This is a genomic window from Arthrobacter russicus (assembly GCF_031454135.1).
Classification (GTDB): domain Bacteria; phylum Actinomycetota; class Actinomycetes; order Actinomycetales; family Micrococcaceae; genus Renibacterium; species Renibacterium russicum.
Map to the genome: position 1 here is coordinate 1850633 of NZ_JAVDQF010000001.1, position 15700 is coordinate 1866332.

The window sequence follows — 15700 nt, forward strand, 5'->3', positions numbered from 1 at the left end:
TCCGCTGATTTTCCGTTGCCGACTGACCATTGTGCGCCGTACCCGGGGCCTTGCCGCAAGCCCCCGGGTACGGTATAGATTTAAAAGGGAGGGGAGCAACGGCTCGCCCTTTTTCAGGTTTGCTTTCCGGATGCCGAGCGGCGTCCGCCCCGCAAACCGAAACCTTGCCGAAACGTCCAGGTAGTACCCTGGCACTATGCGCGAACTCCAGGCGAAAATCATTGCTGAACTGGGTGTTAAACCCTCCGTCAATCCGGCCGATGAAGTGGCCCGGCGAGTCGATTTCCTCGCGGCATACGCCAAGGCCAGCCGGGCGAAGGGTTTCGTCCTCGGCATCTCGGGCGGATTGGATTCTTCGCTGGCCGGCCGGCTCGGCCAACTCGCCGCGGAACAGCTCCGGGCCGAAGGAGTGGCGGCGAGCTTCACCGCGGTGCGGTTGCCTTACAACGTCCAGCACGACGAAGCCGACGCGCAAGCCGCCTTGGCGTTCATCAAACCGGACCGTTCCTGGACCTACAACGTGGCACCCGGCGTCGACGGTTTGGAGAAAGAATACGAAGCCACCACCGGTGAGCAGCTGAGCGACTTCAACCGGGGGAACATCAAGGCCCGGGCCCGGATGATCGCCCAATACGCCTTGGCCGGCGAACACGGGCTGCTGGTGATCGGCACCGACCACGGCGCCGAATCGGTCACCGGGTTCTTCACCAAATTCGGTGACGGCGGAGCGGATATTCTGCCATTGTTCACGCTCGACAAGCGGCAGAACCGGCAGTTGCTGCAGTACCTCGGCGCAGCCGAGCGGATCTACACCAAAGTCCCGACCGCGGACCTGCTCGACAGCGTCCCCGGCCGGGCCGACGAAGACGAGTTGGGTCTGAGCTACGACGACATCGACGACTACCTCGAGGGCCGGGAGGTTTCCGATGCGGCGGCCGAGGCGATCGAGCAACGTTATCTGGCCACCCGGCACAAGCGCACCGTGCCCGTGACCCTGCTTGACGACTGGTGGAAGTAAGCCCGGCTTCCGGGAACAATCACGCTGCGGCGCCGCAACGGCTCAGCGCCGTCAGCATCGAGTCCCGGGCCTTCGCTTTAGCCGTGCTCGTGATGCTCCTGCTCACCGCGGGAGCCTTCCTGTTCTTCTTGATCCGCAGCCAGCACCCGGCCCTTTCCGGCGACGGTTCGGTGGGTCAGTTCGCCTCGCTCGCGGTCGCCGTCGTCGGCTTGGGGATCTTCGCCATGAGCTATTCCCGCTCCTTCCAACGCCCGGAATCCGCCTGGTTGCGCCAGACTGCGCTGGCCCGGCGGATCCTCGACATCTCGGCGCTGTCCTTCACCCACGCCCTGATCGCCTTCATGCTCTGCCAAGCGGTATTTTCGCTGTTCCAAAGCGCGTTTTCGGGATTGACCCTGGAACCGTTGGCCGGCGGGCTCTTCGTCGGCGTCAGCGGCGCTGCCACGGCCTACACGGTCTCGCTCTCCGGGGCCCGGATCACCACCTATTCGCTGTCCAACCTGCTCGCGGCCTTTCTGCTCACCGGTGCGTTGACCGCCATGATCACCGCCGATGATCCGAGTTGGTGGCGGATCAACTTCAGCGCACTGGGTACCGAGACCAATGGCCTGGCCGCCTACGCCTTCAATGCGACGCTGATCTTCTCCGGCCTGGTGATCACCACCCTGGCGTCCTACATGACGCGGGATCTGCGCCGCTGGGCGCAGTTCCGGAAGATGGAAACCGTCAATGCCAAAGCCGTGCAATGGACGCTGATCCTGTTGGGCGGGTTCCTCTCCGGAGTCGGCCTGGTGCCGGTGGACGCACTGCAACTGCTGCACAATTTCTTCGCCACCGGGATGATCTTCGTCTTCTTCGCGTTGGCGTTGGGTCTGCACGCCTGGGTCCCGGACTTCCCGCGGAGTTTTTTCCTGACCACCTATGCGTTGCTGGCCGGCATCATGGTTGCCGTACTGCTGTTCTGGCCGCTCGGCTATTACAACCTGACCGGCCTGGAGCTGGCCGTCGCGGCGCTGATCTTTGGCTGGTTGATCCTGTTCATCCGCAATATCGCCGCATTGGTCGAAGACGCCGAAGAAGATCCCGGAGTTTCGGCCGGGCACGGGCGCACAAAGCACGCCGAGTGACCCGGAAATGGCTACCCGCCAGCACCATCAGCACCGCTGGCACCAGCATCCGTGCAAAAGTGTTCGAGCCCCTGCATCCGGTCGGCTAAGCTCGGCCCTATGCCCCGTTCCCCGGTATCCCTGAGAGTCTCCGACCTCAAAGTCGGCTATGGCAAAAAACAAGTCTGCGGCGATGTCTCGTTCGGCCTGGGCGCCGGGGCGCTGGCCTTCGTCGGCCCCAACGGCGCCGGGAAGTCAACCGTGCTGCGCACCGTGGTGGGGCAACTCCCGGCATTGAGCGGCAAAGTCCTGCTCAACAAGGCCGAGGTCGACGACCGGACGCCGGAGTTCCGCCGGATGGCTGCGATGGTCTTCGACGACGACGCCTTCTTCCCGGAGCTGACCGTGGGCGAGCACCTGACCATGGTCGCCGCCGGCCACGGCGTGACTGATCCGGTGGCCGCCGTCGATGCGGAGCTCGACTTCTTCCAACTCACCGAACACGACGATTCCCTCGTCTCCAGTCTCTCCTCCGGTCAACGCCGCCGATTGCTCCTGGCTGCTGCCTTCGTCCGCCCGCGCGGCCTTCTGGTGCTGGACGAGCCGGAGCAGCGCCTGGACACGCACATGCGGCGTGCGCTGGCGGCCCGGGTCGCCGACTCGGCCAAGGCCGGCGAAACGGTCCTGCTGGTCACGCACGATCCGGAATTCCTGACCACCGCGTCGAAGAAGGCCCTGTACATCGCGGACCAGGTGGAAAGCCTCACTGCGCAGCAGGCCGCCGAGCGGATCCAAGCGATGCCCGCATGAGCCTGCAACACGCTGCCGAGCAACGCGAGGAGCTGACCGCTTCGGAGTTGCGCGGCTACATCCGCAAGGCTCCGCTGACCCGGCAGACCGTAGGGTTCTACACGATCTTCAGCGAAATCTATGTCACCGTCCTGGGCATCGCGGTACTCTTGGCGAGCTCCTTCTCACTGGTGGCCCAGATCCGCGGAAGCTATCTCGAAGACTCGGCCAAGGGCGGCCCGAATCCACTGATCCAGCCGTTGACCCCGATCGTCTCGGTCAACATCGCCTGGGCCCTGCTGGCCCTGGTCACGCTCAGCGCCGCTGTGCTGTTGATCGCCCGGCTCGGCCCGGCACACCTGGATCCGCCACGCACCCAATGGCTGCTCCCGTTGCCGGTGTCGCGGGGCGGGTTGTTGCGGCCGATGGTGCTCCGTTGGGCCAGTCTCAGCGCTGCACTGGGCGCGGTCATCGGTTTGTTCTTGGCGATCGTGGAACCGAGCGAGCTGACTCCGGCCAAAATCGCCGACACGGTGCTCAGCTGCATCGGACTGTTCCTGTGCGGGTTCGCGGTGGCCCAAGCCGCCCAGAACTTTTCCGGCTCCCGGCTGCTCAACCGGGCATTGACCGCGGCGCTGGCACTCCTGGTATTGCTTGGCCTGCTCACCGCGCTCGGCCTGCCGGTGGCCGGCGGCTGGCTGCTCTGGTTGCCCACCAGCTGGCCGATTGTGGCCGCGACCGGACAACTCTGGCCGGTAGTCCTGTTGCCCGTCGGCGTCATCGCGGGCATCGCGGTGCTGCCCGGACTGCGCCGGATCAGCAGTACCTCGCTGCGGGAACATTCGGCCCGTTCCTCGCTCATCCAATCCAGCATCCAATCCATGGATGCCAGTGCGCTCTCCTCCTCGTTCGCCAAGGAGAACACCGGCTCACGACGCAGTCTGAGCCGCCGACTGCTCGGCAGCAGCCCCTCCGCGGTAGTCATCCGGGCCGATGCTCTGCGCTACCTGCGGCACCCCGGCCGGCTCTTCGGCTTGGCCGTCCTGGCTGTGATCCCCGCGATCCTGCACGCGTTCACCGGCGGGCAGGATGCCGCGGTGACCCTGGCCTCGCTGCTGATCTGCGGCCTGATGGCCAGCGGCTCCGTGGCGAATCCGCTCAAACTCAATGCGGGCAACCCGATCCTGGACCGGTTGCTCCCGATCCCCGCCGGGACCGCCCGGCGCTTGCACTCGGCGGTGCCGGCGGCGCTGCTCCTCGGTTGGGCGGTGCTCGCCTTCGGCCTGCTCCTGGTCACCGGCGTGGGTTCGTTGAACTTCTTCCTCGCCGGGGTGATCGCCGGCCCGGCGCTGGCCGGCGCTTCGCTCCGCGGCGCCTACAAGAAGCCGGTCGACTGGTCCAGGCCGGCCATCGCGACCCCGTTCGGTGCCCTGCCGCCAGGCGTGGCGGCGCAGTTTTTCGCCGGACCGGATGTTGCCGCGATCATCCTGGCACCGGTGCTGATCAGCCTGCTCGCCGGAGCCGCGCCGAGCATCCTGATTCCGGTGCAACTGGGATTGAGCCTGCTGATGTTCCTGATCCTGACCCGGCGGCGCGAGGACAAACCGGAGTAACTTTTCCGCGGACGCCTAGCAAGTCGCCGAAGAGCTCGAGACCATGCTCGCCTCGCTGCGGGCAAATATCTGAGCCATCCGGTCGGCGCGAGCAGGTATGTTGGAAGAGTGAAGATTGCCACCTGGAATGTGAACTCGTTGCGGGCCCGGGCTGACCGGGTCGAGGACTGGCTGCGCCGCACGGACGCCGATGTGCTCGCCATCCAAGAGACCAAATGCAAAGACGAGAACTTCCCCTGGGAGCTGTTCGAAAACAACGGCTACGAAGTGGCCCACTTCGGCTTCAGCCAGTGGAACGGCGTGGCGATCGCCTCCAGAGTAGGGCTCGACGACGTCCAGCGCACCTTCCCGGGGCAACCGGCCTTCGGCAAACCCGGCACCGAACCGGAACAAGAGGCCCGGGCGATCGCCGCGAGCTGCGGCGGGGTCCGGGTCTGGAGCCTGTACGTGCCCAATGGCCGGGCGCTGGACGATCCGCACATGCCCTACAAACTCGACTGGCTCAAGGTGCTCAACGACGAAGCCAAGGGTTGGCTCGCTGCCGATCCGCAAGCCCAGATCGCCTTGATGGGCGATTGGAACATCGCCCCGCAGGACGATGACGTCTGGGACCTGCAATATTTCCTGGATGAAGGGCTGACCCACGTGAGCGGGCCGGAACGGGCCGCCTTCCAGGCCTTCGAAGCGACCGGGTTCAGCGATGTGGTCCGGCCGCAGCACCCCGGCCCCGGGGTCTACACCTATTGGGATTACAAGCAATTGCGTTTCCCGAAGAAGGAAGGCATGCGGATCGACTTCATCATGGCCTCCCCCGCCTTGGCCGCCCGGGTCAGCAACACCGAAATCGACCGTGAAGAACGCAAAGGCAAAGGCGCCTCGGACCACGCACCGGTGATTGCCGAGTTGGCCTGAGCATGGCCGGCGAGTTGTATTTGGGGCACAGCAACTTGCCGTTCGTCTCGGCGCTGCGGCTCTACTTGCCGTTGGCCGAGTTCACCGAAGCAGAGCAGTCCCTGATCGAGCACGGCGCACCGCCCAGCTCGGACCGGATGTACTCCGATCTGCGCGAGTTGAGCGACTCGCTGGAGCGGGTGGTGCGCCCCGGCGCCCCAGTGCTGCCGAATGCCGCCTCGGAACGCGTGCGGAGCCTGCAGATGCTCGACGACGGCCCGGTGCTCTACAACGTGAACCAGGTATTGCTGCGCTCGGCCCGGGCGGTCGAAACCTTCAGCTCGGGCAATGGCAGCACGCTGGCCGATTTGCTGTTCAGCCCGGAACTGGTCGAGACCGTGCACGAGCACATCGCCACCGAGCGGCGGCTGCTGACCAGGACTTCGACCTGGGGCATCCCGTTCAGCTGGTTCGTGCTGATCTCCGAATCGGATCGTACCGAAGTGGTGGAATCGCGCAGCCGGGTGATCACGGTCCGGGTGCAGGTGCCATTGGCCGTAGCGAGGCAACGCCTCGAAGCCGGCCTCGGCAATCTCGTGGTGGCGGCGCCGGACCTGGACTTGTTGGAAGAACTGCGCGACTTGGAAGTTTGGCTGGCCGGGTTGCCGGATGCCGCCGTCGTCGAACTGGACTACGGCGCGATCGCGGATCGGATTTATCCGGACGAGTCGCCGATGGACGTGCGTTTGGGCCTCGAATGCATTGCCGAAGGGGACCTCACCGGCGCCGCGGCCGCATACCGCCGGCTCGCCACGCGGTGGATCCCGATCCGGCAACTGGCCCGGGCGTCCTAGCCCGGGCCAGTTGCCGGCAGACTAGGCCAGAACGCCTTTGAGCCGCTTGCTGCGGCCGAAGAGCAGTCCGTCGATCGCGAACTTGCCGGGGCCGGCCAAGGCAATGGTCGCGGACATTGCGGCCAGCGCGAGCACGAACTCATAACCGCCGACGGCGGCGAAGAAGCCATTTGGCAGGTGCACCAGGAACAGCGCCACGACCATGTCCACGACCAGCAAGACCGCGATCGGGCGGCTGAGCAGCCCAAGAACCAGTGCAATGCCGCCGATGAGTTCCAGGCCGGCGATGAACGGCGCCATCAGCTCGGGCAAGACGACCCCCATCGCGGTGAAGCCCTCGGTGGTCGCCGGAATGCCTTGGTCGAACTTCTGCCAGCCGTGCATGATGAAAATGATGCCGGTGACTACGCGCAGTACCAGCAGGCCGAAGTGGGCCGTGTTGTTGTTGCTTGCCATGGGGCGTGCTCCTTTGTGGTTGGGATGAGTCGTCTCATGGAACTCTCCAGAACACCCCTTGTTACGGGCCTCAGCTGCAAATGGTTCACAGCTGTGCGCGCTTCACAGCAATCTCCCTGGTTCGGGCCCCTCCTGCGTTTGCTCGACGGTCAGCGCGAGCGCCTGGGCGACGCGGTGGTTTCGCGCTGCAACAAGGTATACGGCGCGGTCACCGTACGGATCGCCGCTTCGTCGCCGTCCAGCCGCTTCAGCAGCATGCTCGCCGCACTCTGCCCCTGGGCGACCGGATCCTGCCAGATCGTGCTCAATCCGGCCGCCGCGGAGAATTCGTGGTCGTCGATGCCCAGGATCGAAAGCTCTTCCGGAACCCGGATGCCCCGGCGCCGCGCTTCGGCGAGCACACCGAGCGCCATCTCGTCCGAGGCGCAGAAGATCGCGGTGGGTCTTTCGGTACCGGATTCGAACAGCCAGGCGGCGGCGCGCACGCCGCTGGCAAAAGTGAAGTCGCCGACCAGTTCCCACTCCGGGCGCAACTCCAGTCCGGCCGCGAGCATGGTGGCTTCGAAGGCCCGGTTGCGCAATTTTGGCACTTCGAAGTTCATCTCATCCGCTTCGACGCCCTGCAGTTGGGCGATCCTGCGGTGGCCCAGCCCGATCAGATAGTTCGTCGCCACTTGGGTTGCTTCGTAGTCGTCGATGGATACCCCGTGGAACCCTTCCACCGGACCCACCGAAACCAGCGGGATCTCGACCCGGTGCAGATGCTCCAACTCCGAAGGGTGCATGGCCAGGCACAGCACCACCAGGGCATCGATCTGCTTCCGGAGCATGGTGTGCTCGAAGAGCCGGGACCGACTGGTGCCGTACCCGCCGAGGTTGATCAGCATCAGGTTGTAGTTCTGCGCGTGCAGCTCGATGTCCACGCCTTCGATCGCCCGGGAAAAGAACCATCGGCTGACATACGGCGCGAGCACGCCGATGGTCCGGGTGCGCCCGGTGGCCAGCCCGCTGGCCGCAGAGGAGGCGACGTAGCCCATGTCCGAGGCTAGTTCCAGGATCCGTGCTCGGGTTTTCGGGCTGACCCGGGGCAGTCCCCGGATGGCACGGGAGACCGTGGCGGTGGAAACCTGGGCCGCCGCCGCGACGTCCTCGATACTGGTGGCGATGGTGCGCTCCTGAGTTCTAGTCCTGGTTCTTGCGTTGGAGTCTGGCCCGGGAGCGGAACATCAGTGCCATGACCAGGACCACGAGGCCGAGCAGCAAGGCCCATCCCCAAGCGGAAGCGCCGCTGAGTTCCTGCCAAATCACCGTGACCATCAGAACGAAGCCCCAGAACCCCAGGAACCCGATCCCGATGTCGAGCTGTTCGGCAGCCCGGCCTTCGCGGGCCGGCAATCCGAAGACCCCGGTGTTCTGGTTCTTTTGGGCCGGCTCCCGTTGCGTCTTGCTCATTTGACCCCGCCCGCGGTCAACCCTGCAACGATTTTACGCTGGAAGACCAGCACCATGATGACCAACGGCACGGTCACAATGGTCCCGGCGGCCATCACCGCGGTGTACGGTTCCTGCTGCGGCAGCGCTCCGGAGAACGAAGCAATCGCCACGGTCACGGTCTGCGTGTTCTGATCGGAAAGCTGGCTGGCGATCAAGAACTCATTCCACGAAGCGATGAACGCCAGGATCGCCGTGGTGAAAACCGCCGGAGCCGCCAGCGGCATGATCACTTTCCGGAACGCCTGGCCCTGCGTGCAACCGTCCATCCGGGCCGCTTCTTCAAGCTCCCAAGGCATCTCCCGGAAGAACGAAACCAGGGTGTAGACGGTCAACGGGAGCACGAACGAGATGTTCGGAATGATCAGCGCCTGGTACTGCCCGATCCAGCCGAGGTTCGTGAAGAGTTCGAAGAGCGGAGTGATCAGCGCGACGCCCGGGAACATCGAGGCGCCCAGGATGATGCCCAGCACCATGAATTTGAACCGGAAATTCAAGCGGGCCAGCGCATAGGCTGCGAACACGCCGACCAGCAACGCGATCACGGTGACCACGACGCCGACGAAAACACTGTTGAACAGCGCCTGGCCGAAGTGGTTCCCGCGCTCCGTGGAAAACGCGGTCACGAAGTTGTCCCAGGTGGGCTGGGTGGGCCACAACGTGGTCTCGAAAGTGGCCGACGTCGGCCGGAAGGCGGTGGCCACCATCCAGTAGAACGGGGCGAGGCACCACAGCACGATGATCAGGGCTTGGGCGTAGGTCCGGCTCTGCGCCCAACGCAGCCGGTTGCTGGACTTGTCGTTCAACGGCAGGTTGGCGGTAGTCGTCAGGTTGCTCATCTCATTTCTTCTTTCCGCCGGTAGCCGACTGGACCGCATTGGCGCCAAGGAATCGTACGAAGAGGAAGGCGACCAGGAAAATCACGATGAAGGTGATCGTGGACAGCGCAGACGCCAGGTTGAACCCGGAGCGTATTTGGTCGATCACCAGAATCGACAGCGTCGTGGTCCCGTTGGCGCCGCCGGTCAAGATGTACGGCAGATCGAACATCCGCAGCGCATCCAAGGTCCGGAACAGGATCGCCACCATGAGCGCCGGCTTGACCATCGGCAGGGTGATCATCCGGAAACGCTGCCAAGCGCTGGCCCCGTCGACCTTGGCCGCTTCATAGACCTCGGCCGGGATCATCTGCAGACCGGCCAGGATCAACAAGGCCATGAAGGGCGTGGTCTTCCAGGTGTCCGCGATGATGATCGCGAATTTCGCAGGCCATTCGGAACCGGTCCAGAGGATCGCGGTGCCGAAGGTCTTGTTGATCACACCGTCGAACGCGAACATGAAGAAGAACAGCTTGGCGGTGACCGCGGTCGGAATCGCCCAGGGCACCAGGACTGCGGCCCGGAGCAGCCCGCGGCCGCGAAAGCTGCGCGCCATGATGACCGCCATCCAGAAGCCGATCACGGTTTCCAAGGTCACGGTCACGATGGTGAAGAAGAAAGTGTTCCCCATGGCTTCCCAGAACTGCGCGCCCAAGGTTCCCGCGGGGCAGGCCTGGGTGCCTCCGGAGGCCGCCGGGCATTGCTGGAAGAACCAAGCGATGTAATTCTGGAACCCGGCGAAGCCGCCGTCCGTGAAGAATCCGTCGGCACCGATCACCGGATCGCGCTGGAAGGACATCACGACCGCACTGACCACCGGGTAACCGATGACGACGGCGATCAGCACCAGGGTCGGCACCAACAACCAGAAGGCCCAGCGTCCTTGCTGTTTCTCCGGGTGCTGGCCGTCGCCCGGGCCGTTCTTGCCCCGGTTCTTCCGGCCGGCCCTCGTCTCGGGACTATCATGCAATGCGGTGGACATGACCCCTCCTTCTGTGCCCGTGCGTCAGCGGACAGGCGTTGATGCGCAAATTCTTCGGTTCCGAGCAGGTCATTTGACGCCCGCGGCTTCCATCGACTTCTGCATGTCGATGATCGCCTGGTCGACGCTCTTCTGCCCGCGGATCGCGGCATAGGCATTCGACTGGATCGCTTTGGTCACCGCCGGGTAGAACGGCGTGACCGGACGCGGGACCGCATTTTCGATCGACGTTTTCAGCACCGGCAGGTAAGGCAGCTTGGCCACCAACTCTGGGTCGTCGTACAGTTTCGCCAAAACCGGCGCATTGCTGGCCTGGGTGACATAGAACCGTTGGATTTCTTCGCTCGTGAGGAACTGCACGAAGTCCCGCGCGGTCGCCTTGTTCTTCGAGAAAACGCTGATTCCGGCGCTCGCACCGCCCAGCGACGAGGCGCCCGCTCCGCTCTGGCCCGGGAGTGCGGTCACCGCGAACTTGCCGGCGACTTTGGAGGTGGCGTCCGTGCTCGCGAGCGAATAGACATAAGGCCAGTTCCGCAGGAACAGCAGATTCCCGTCTTGGAAGGCCTGCCGCGACTGCTCTTCCTGATAGGTCACCGCCTGGACCGGGATATTGCCGTTGCGATAGGCCTCAACCAGATTGGACAGGCCGGCTTTGGCTTCCGGGGTGTTGATCGAGAGTTTGCTCTGTTCGTCCAGGATCTGCCCGCCGGCGGAGTTGATCGCCTCCGCCGCATTGACCGTCAAGCCCTCGTATTGGGCGTATTGGCCGGCGAAGCAACTCATGTTGTTGGCTTTCGCGATGGAGCACATCGACATCATCTCGGCCCAGGTTTTCGGTGGGTTGGGCACCAGGTCCGAGCGGTAGTAGAGCATTCCGCCGTCCGAGGTCACCGGCGAGGCGAACAGCGTGTTCTGGTAGGTCGCTGCTGCCACGGTGGCCGGCAGCATCCCCGAGGTGTCGACCGCCATCGACCCGGTCAACGGCTGCAACCAGCGCTTCGCTGCGAACTCGGCGGTCCAGACCACGTCCACCCGGACCACGTCATAGCCGGAGTTCCGGGCCTGGAAGTTGCGGACCAGATCGTCCCGTTGCTGGTCGGCTTGGTCGGTCTGCTCTTTGAGCGTGACCTTCTGCTCCGGGTACTTCGCATTCCACCGGTCGATGATCGGCTGGATCACGCCGTTGTTGTCCTTGCCCTGGACGAAAGTGATCGGCCCGCGGCCCTCCAGGTTCTGTTCCGCATAATCACTCGCCGAGGCGGATCCGCAAGCGCTCAGGCCAGCCGCGAGGACCCCGGCAACCACTAGTGGGACGACTGTCCTGGCGAACTTCATGCTGATGCTCCTCATTGAGATCGTTCGAACCGGAAGCGCCGGGAACCTGTTCAAATCCTGATCGGAACCTGACACCTGCACAGTTGAGTGGTGCCGATCATACTAGTAAGCTGCTGCAAGATAGTGCAAGCGTTTACGCAAATCTTCTGAAATTCTACTGAAAGGCTTTTTCGTGAGCCAGATCACATCCGACTCCGCTCTTGCAACCCGCAGTCGCGAATTCGATGACGACAGCGCCCCGGACCAAGCCTGGTGGCGGGATGCCGTCATCTATCAGATCTATCCGCGCTCTTTCGCGGATGCCAACGGCGACGGGATGGGCGATCTGGCCGGCGTCACCTCCCGGCTGGATTATCTGCAGCAGCTGGGCGTGGACGCCATCTGGCTCTCCCCGTTCTACCGGTCGCCGCAGGCCGATGCCGGCTACGACGTCGCCGATTACCGGGACGTCGATCCGTTGTTCGGCAATCTCGCGGATTTCGACGAAATGCTCGCCGCAGCGCACGCCAGAGGCTTGCGCGTGATCGTCGATCTGGTACCCAACCACACCTCCGACGAACATGAGTGGTTCGTCGAGGCGCTTGCCGCGCCGGAAGGCTCCGCGGCCCGGGAACGCTACATCTTCCGCGACGGCAAAGGCGAACACGGCGAACTCCCGCCGAACAACTGGCAATCCATTTTCGGCGGCGACGCCTGGACCCGGTTGACCCGGCCGGATGGCACTGCAGGCCAGTGGTATCTGCACCTTTTCGACAGCAAGCAACCCGACCTGAACTGGGAGAACCCCGAGGTCCACGCGGAGATGGAAGCGGTGCTGCGTTTCTGGCTGGACCGCGGGGTGGACGGTTTCCGGGTCGACGTGGCGCACGGCCTGGTCAAGGCCGAGGGCTTGCCCGACTGGTCCGGCGCAGCGGCCATGGTGGAAGGGCAGACCGAGGGCGGCGAAAAAGCGATCGCACCGTTCTTCGACCAAGAAGGCGTGCACGAGATCTACCGCGCCTGGAACAAAGTGCTCAAAGAGTACGACGGCGACCGGATGCTGGTTGCCGAGGCCTGGGTCGAACCGATCGAACGGATCGTGCGTTACATCCGCGCGGACGAGATGCAGCAGGCGTTCAATTTCGAGTTCCTGTTGGCCGGCTGGGATGCCGAACGAGTGAGCAGTGCGATCCGCAACTCGCTGGCCGCAGTCGAGGCGGTCGGTGCGCCGAGCACCTGGGTGCTCTCCAACCACGACACCGTGCGGCACACCACCCGCTTCGGGCTGAGCGACCCGACCGGCTTCCCGAAAGGCATCTCGGCCGAAGAGGAACAACCCGACGAAGCCTTGGGCTTGGCCCGGGCCTCGGCTTTGATCAAGATGGCGCTCCCCGGCTCCAGCTACATCTACCAAGGCGATGAGCTCGGCTTGCCGGAACACACCACGTTGCCAGCCGAGGTGCGCCAGGATCCGGCATTCGCGCGCACCGCGGGCAAGGAGACCGGCCGGGATGGCTGCCGGGTCCCGTTGCCCTGGTCCAGCCAAGGAGCCGCACTCGGTTTCATCGGCAGTTCAGCAGCCCCGGCACAGCCTTGGCTGCCGCAACCGGAGTCCTTCGCCCGCTATGCCGCCGATCTGCAGGACGGCACTCCGGGCTCGACCTTGGAGCTCTACCGGCGGATGCTCGCCCTGCGCTCGGCAGAGAAACTCGGTGCCGGCACCTTGGTATGGAACGGGCTGCACCAGCCAACCGACGGCGTGCTCAGCTTCGACAACGGCCCGGTGACCGTCGTCGCCAACTTCGGCTCCGCCGCAGTGGAACTCCCCGCGGGGAAAACCGTGCTGCTGCGCAGCTCGGACGACGCATCGCGCACTCTGGCCCCGAACGACGCGGTCTGGCTCCGCTGAGCCCAGACCGCGACCCGTGCGGTCAGCGGACGCGTTCGGCTTTGGTGAACCGGGTCCGGGCACCGCTGCCGATGCTCAACAGCACCGGTGTACGCTGCCCCAGAAGCTCGTCGAGCGCGGCCACCAGTCCGGAGACCTCGGCCGCCACCTTGTGCGGAGCCACGCCCTGCCGGGGCAGCACCCGCACCTTGAGGCCGGGCTGCCCCTTGACCTCGTAGGTCGTCACCGTGGCGCCGAGCAGATCGCCCCGCTCGCCGAGCGCTTGCCGCAGCAATTGCTCGGCGACGCTGCCGTTGATCGACACCAGGCCCTCGGCCTCACCGCTTTCCTCGTCGGCCGCGAGCACCGTGGTCCGGCCTTTGCCCTGATTCGCCACCCAGGCGATCATCCCGATGATCAGCAGGACCAAGGCCACGGCTACGCCGATCCAGATCAGGCTGCTGTTCTGACCGGGCAACGAGGTATTCGCCGCAATATCGCGGAGCTGACGCACCAACGGTCCGGCCCAACCCTGCCACCAGGCAGCGAAACCGGGGATCGCGGCGAGCGCAATCGCCAGGGCTCCGGCGGCCAAAAGCACGAGCCCGAAAATGGTCAACAGGATCCGGTTGGCGACCCGGGGGGTTTCGTTCATACTCCGATCACCCCCGCAACGGCAATGTTGACCCGAACTTGTGGCAGCGGGTTGGGGGCCATGGCTTGGAGTTCCTGCTCGATCGCGGTCTTGATTGCGTCGTGGTCCAGCGGCACCCCCGACGTCGGCCGGAGGTTGACCACTACCGCGCGCTTGGACACGACGACCACGACCTGCTCCTGGGTCACCCCGGCGGCCAGCCGGGCGCGGCGCGCCAGTGCCGAAGCGATCACCTCGTCGTCCACCACGACTGCGATCCGGGGATCGGCCAAAGTGTGCCTGGCGCGCCGGCTTTTGAAGACGCCATTGCAGAAGAAAATCAACCCCAGCAGCAGCAGGACCGCACCGATGACGCCGAGCAAGAGCGGATTAAGGCCTTGCGGCAGCTGCGCGAGCCGGTCGAGCGCCGTTTGCGGATCGATCAGCCAGGCGGGCTGATTGGCAATCCGCAAGCCGGTTTCGAGCAAGGCGTAAATGGCCAATACGGTCACGATGAAGGCGGCTATGCCGGAGAGGATCGCCCGCGAGGAAGACAACTCCCGGCGCACTACCCGGTCCATATCCAGGCCCGATGCCGGCTGGGCCGGCGGCTCCGCGCGGAACGGCTCCAGAACGTCCGTGGAACTCATCCGAGCCCTCCCTTGTGCTGTTGCCGCACTCCGGTGATCCGGATGTCCACTTTGCTGATCTGCGATCCGGTCAGATACCCGACCTGGTCCAGAACCCCTTTTTTCGCCGCGATGGTCCGCTGCCAGATCGAACCGCCGAAGCGGCCCACCCGGCCCGCATCGCCGAGCACCGAGGACAAACCGGGGACCCGGATCGGCGTGGCCAGGGCGATCGCCAGCTGGCCGGCGTCATCGGAGAAACTGACCCGCACCTCGGATGGCTGAACGCCGAAAGTCTCCGCTGCTGCCGCTTGCGCGACGCTGGTCAACGCCTGGGTGCTGATCCGGTTGTGCCCGGCGAGTTCCGGACTTTCCGACGTCGGGCTCTGCCCTGCCGGATCGGCGGCGGAACCGGCCCGCTCACGGGTGCCGCTCATGACGAGGAGCGCCGTCCGGTCAGCGCGTCCAGGACCCCGCGCAGATCAAGTTTGCCTTCGGCGGCCCGGCCCAGGACTGCGCCGACCGCCATGAACAGGATCGCGACCAAAAACCCCCAGAACCCGAAGGCGAACGCCATGAAGGCCAAGAAAGCCCCTGCGCCAATGCCGATCACGGTGTAATTCATGCTGACTCCCCACTGGGTTGGTGCTGCTCGGGACTCGAAGCTTTGCTGCCACGGTTGGCTAGCTCGGGCGTTTTGGCTTTGACCGGAGCCTTTGCGGCCTCGGCCCATCCGATATGCACGTCATTGACCTCGACGTTCACTTCGATGACATGCAGCCCGACCAGCTCCTGGACCGAGCGGTACACCTCGGCCCGGACCCGGTTGGCCACATCCTGCAACGGGCTTCCGTACTCGGCCACCAGATCGACGTCGACGGCGACCTGGGTCTCGCCGACCTCGACGCGGATCCCCTGCGACAAATCGGCCGCGCCGACTACTTCACGGATCGCGCCGATCGCCCTGGTCGAACCGGACCCCAGCGCATAGACCCCGGGCACACCACGTGCTGCGATGCCGGCGACTTTTGCCACCGCGGAATCCGAGATCACGGTCCGTCCGGCGGCCGCGGGCGGCATCCCGGTGCCGGGCCGTTCCGTTACTGGGTCACTCACCGGGCCTCCTCAAGCAGCTGGACTCATTACTCGACTTTACC

The 15700-nt window shown here is 64.9% G+C and carries 19 protein-coding genes; 8 read left to right on the plus strand and 11 right to left on the minus strand.

Features of this window, described 5'->3' with window-relative positions; all coding sequences use genetic code 11:
- Positions 1 to 196 precede the first annotated feature (196 nt).
- From nadE to JOE69_RS08650, 6 genes are all read left to right on the plus strand, one after another.
- Positions 197 to 1018, plus strand: a complete 822-nt coding sequence (gene nadE, locus JOE69_RS08625) for an NAD(+) synthase (RefSeq protein WP_309797840.1) — start codon at positions 197 to 199, stop codon at positions 1016 to 1018.
- Positions 1009 to 2145, plus strand: a complete 1137-nt coding sequence (locus JOE69_RS08630) for a hypothetical protein (protein WP_309797842.1) — start codon at positions 1009 to 1011, stop codon at positions 2143 to 2145. Before nadE ends, JOE69_RS08630 begins: the two co-directional genes overlap by 10 nt.
- A 99-nt stretch (positions 2146 to 2244) precedes the next feature.
- Complete coding sequence (locus JOE69_RS08635) at positions 2245 to 2934, plus strand: ABC transporter ATP-binding protein (protein WP_296362872.1); 690 nt, start codon at positions 2245 to 2247, stop codon at positions 2932 to 2934.
- Positions 2931 to 4526: a DUF6297 family protein gene (locus JOE69_RS08640; protein WP_309797845.1), complete on the plus strand. Its 1596-nt coding sequence runs from the start codon at positions 2931 to 2933 to the stop codon at positions 4524 to 4526. The genes JOE69_RS08635 and JOE69_RS08640 overlap by 4 nt, the downstream gene beginning before the upstream one ends.
- A 108-nt stretch (positions 4527 to 4634) precedes the next feature.
- The gene (locus JOE69_RS08645; protein WP_309797847.1) at positions 4635 to 5438 is read left to right on the plus strand and encodes an exodeoxyribonuclease III; all 804 of its coding nucleotides are present in this window, start codon (positions 4635 to 4637) and stop codon (positions 5436 to 5438) included.
- A 2-nt stretch (positions 5439 to 5440) separates the two neighbouring features.
- Positions 5441 to 6271: a DUF8083 family protein gene (locus JOE69_RS08650; RefSeq protein ID WP_309797849.1), complete on the plus strand. Its 831-nt coding sequence runs from the start codon at positions 5441 to 5443 to the stop codon at positions 6269 to 6271.
- A gap of 21 nt (positions 6272 to 6292) precedes the next feature.
- Here JOE69_RS08650 and JOE69_RS08655 read toward each other — a convergent pair whose 3' ends face one another.
- Together JOE69_RS08655 and JOE69_RS08660 are read right to left on the minus strand one after the other, a co-directional pair.
- Complete coding sequence (locus JOE69_RS08655; protein ID WP_296362865.1) at positions 6293 to 6727, minus strand: DoxX family protein; 435 nt, start codon at positions 6725 to 6727, stop codon at positions 6293 to 6295.
- Between the two features lie 149 nt (positions 6728 to 6876).
- Positions 6877 to 7827: a LacI family DNA-binding transcriptional regulator gene (locus tag JOE69_RS08660; RefSeq protein WP_309801225.1), complete on the minus strand. Its 951-nt coding sequence runs from the start codon at positions 7825 to 7827 to the stop codon at positions 6877 to 6879.
- Between JOE69_RS08660 and JOE69_RS08665 the strand changes: the two genes are divergently transcribed.
- Positions 7763 to 7906, plus strand: a complete 144-nt coding sequence (locus JOE69_RS08665; protein ID WP_309797852.1) for a hypothetical protein — start codon at positions 7763 to 7765, stop codon at positions 7904 to 7906. The two genes, JOE69_RS08660 and JOE69_RS08665, sit on opposite strands and share 65 nt — an antisense overlap.
- Before the next feature lie 3 nt (positions 7907 to 7909).
- On the opposite strand, the gene JOE69_RS08670 is transcribed toward JOE69_RS08665, so the two are convergent.
- The 4 genes from JOE69_RS08670 to JOE69_RS08685 all read right to left on the minus strand — a co-directional run bounded on the left by JOE69_RS08670 (position 7910) and on the right by JOE69_RS08685 (position 11413).
- Positions 7910 to 8179, minus strand: coding sequence for a hypothetical protein (locus JOE69_RS08670; RefSeq protein ID WP_309797854.1), 270 nt, complete (start codon positions 8177 to 8179; stop codon positions 7910 to 7912).
- Positions 8176 to 9057 carry a carbohydrate ABC transporter permease gene (locus JOE69_RS08675; protein WP_309797856.1) on the minus strand — a complete coding sequence of 294 codons (882 nt, stop codon included), beginning with the start codon at positions 9055 to 9057 and terminating at the stop codon, positions 8176 to 8178. Before JOE69_RS08675 ends, JOE69_RS08670 begins: the two co-directional genes overlap by 4 nt.
- A gap of 1 nt (position 9058) precedes the next feature.
- Positions 9059 to 10078, minus strand: coding sequence for a carbohydrate ABC transporter permease (locus JOE69_RS08680; protein ID WP_296362860.1), 1020 nt, complete (start codon positions 10076 to 10078; stop codon positions 9059 to 9061).
- Positions 10079 to 10147: 69 nt separating this feature from the next.
- Positions 10148 to 11413 carry an ABC transporter substrate-binding protein gene (locus tag JOE69_RS08685; protein WP_309797858.1) on the minus strand — a complete coding sequence of 422 codons (1266 nt, stop codon included), beginning with the start codon at positions 11411 to 11413 and terminating at the stop codon, positions 10148 to 10150.
- A 181-nt stretch (positions 11414 to 11594) separates the two neighbouring features.
- Between JOE69_RS08685 and JOE69_RS08690 the strand changes: the two genes are divergently transcribed.
- Entirely contained in the window at positions 11595 to 13301 is a 1707-nt protein-coding gene (locus JOE69_RS08690; RefSeq protein WP_374709743.1) for a glycoside hydrolase family 13 protein, read from the plus strand.
- Between the two features lie 22 nt (positions 13302 to 13323).
- Here the strand turns inward: JOE69_RS08690 and JOE69_RS08695 are convergent, their stop codons facing one another.
- Genes JOE69_RS08695 through JOE69_RS08715 form a run of 5 tightly spaced genes read right to left on the minus strand, consistent with a single transcriptional unit; the run spans position 13324 to position 15623 of the window.
- Positions 13324 to 13935: a hypothetical protein gene (locus tag JOE69_RS08695; protein ID WP_296362858.1), complete on the minus strand. Its 612-nt coding sequence runs from the start codon at positions 13933 to 13935 to the stop codon at positions 13324 to 13326.
- Positions 13932 to 14564, minus strand: a complete 633-nt coding sequence (locus JOE69_RS08700) for a hypothetical protein (protein WP_309797861.1) — start codon at positions 14562 to 14564, stop codon at positions 13932 to 13934. The genes JOE69_RS08695 and JOE69_RS08700 overlap by 4 nt, the downstream gene beginning before the upstream one ends.
- The gene (locus tag JOE69_RS08705; protein WP_296362856.1) at positions 14561 to 14980 is read right to left on the minus strand and encodes a hypothetical protein; all 420 of its coding nucleotides are present in this window, start codon (positions 14978 to 14980) and stop codon (positions 14561 to 14563) included. The genes JOE69_RS08700 and JOE69_RS08705 overlap by 4 nt, the downstream gene beginning before the upstream one ends.
- Positions 14977 to 15168 (minus strand): DUF2273 domain-containing protein, encoded by a 192-nt coding sequence (locus JOE69_RS08710; protein ID WP_296362855.1) that lies wholly within the window; start codon positions 15166 to 15168, stop codon positions 14977 to 14979. Before JOE69_RS08710 ends, JOE69_RS08705 begins: the two co-directional genes overlap by 4 nt.
- Entirely contained in the window at positions 15165 to 15623 is a 459-nt protein-coding gene (locus JOE69_RS08715) for an Asp23/Gls24 family envelope stress response protein (RefSeq protein ID WP_309801230.1), read from the minus strand. Before JOE69_RS08715 ends, JOE69_RS08710 begins: the two co-directional genes overlap by 4 nt.
- Positions 15624 to 15700: the final 77 nt, after the last annotated feature.

What these genes read in the sequence shown, in the direction of transcription:
- JOE69_RS08705 (WP_296362856.1), bottom strand. Translation starts at nt 14,980, where the DNA reads ATGAGCGGCACCCGTGAGCGGGCCGGTTCCGCCGCCGATCCGGCAGGG.
- JOE69_RS08685 (WP_309797858.1), bottom strand. Translation starts at nt 11,413, where the DNA reads ATGAAGTTCGCCAGGACAGTCGTCCCACTAGTGGTTGCCGGGGTCCTC.
- JOE69_RS08700 (WP_309797861.1), bottom strand. Translation starts at nt 14,564, where the DNA reads ATGAGTTCCACGGACGTTCTGGAGCCGTTCCGCGCGGAGCCGCCGGCC.
- JOE69_RS08675 (WP_309797856.1), bottom strand. Translation starts at nt 9,057, where the DNA reads ATGAGCAACCTGACGACTACCGCCAACCTGCCGTTGAACGACAAGTCC.
- JOE69_RS08680 (WP_296362860.1), bottom strand. Translation starts at nt 10,078, where the DNA reads ATGTCCACCGCATTGCATGATAGTCCCGAGACGAGGGCCGGCCGGAAG.
- JOE69_RS08665 (WP_309797852.1), top strand. Translation starts at nt 7,763, where the DNA reads ATGTCCGAGGCTAGTTCCAGGATCCGTGCTCGGGTTTTCGGGCTGACC.
- nadE (WP_309797840.1), top strand. Translation starts at nt 197, where the DNA reads ATGCGCGAACTCCAGGCGAAAATCATTGCTGAACTGGGTGTTAAACCC.
- JOE69_RS08670 (WP_309797854.1), bottom strand. Translation starts at nt 8,179, where the DNA reads ATGAGCAAGACGCAACGGGAGCCGGCCCAAAAGAACCAGAACACCGGG.
- JOE69_RS08640 (WP_309797845.1), top strand. Translation starts at nt 2,931, where the DNA reads ATGAGCCTGCAACACGCTGCCGAGCAACGCGAGGAGCTGACCGCTTCG.
- JOE69_RS08710 (WP_296362855.1), bottom strand. Translation starts at nt 15,168, where the DNA reads ATGAATTACACCGTGATCGGCATTGGCGCAGGGGCTTTCTTGGCCTTC.
- JOE69_RS08650 (WP_309797849.1), top strand. Translation starts at nt 5,441, where the DNA reads ATGGCCGGCGAGTTGTATTTGGGGCACAGCAACTTGCCGTTCGTCTCG.
- JOE69_RS08635 (WP_296362872.1), top strand. Translation starts at nt 2,245, where the DNA reads ATGCCCCGTTCCCCGGTATCCCTGAGAGTCTCCGACCTCAAAGTCGGC.
- JOE69_RS08655 (WP_296362865.1), bottom strand. Translation starts at nt 6,727, where the DNA reads ATGGCAAGCAACAACAACACGGCCCACTTCGGCCTGCTGGTACTGCGC.
- JOE69_RS08715 (WP_309801230.1), bottom strand. Translation starts at nt 15,623, where the DNA reads ATGCCGCCCGCGGCCGCCGGACGGACCGTGATCTCGGATTCCGCGGTG.
- JOE69_RS08695 (WP_296362858.1), bottom strand. Translation starts at nt 13,935, where the DNA reads ATGAACGAAACCCCCCGGGTCGCCAACCGGATCCTGTTGACCATTTTC.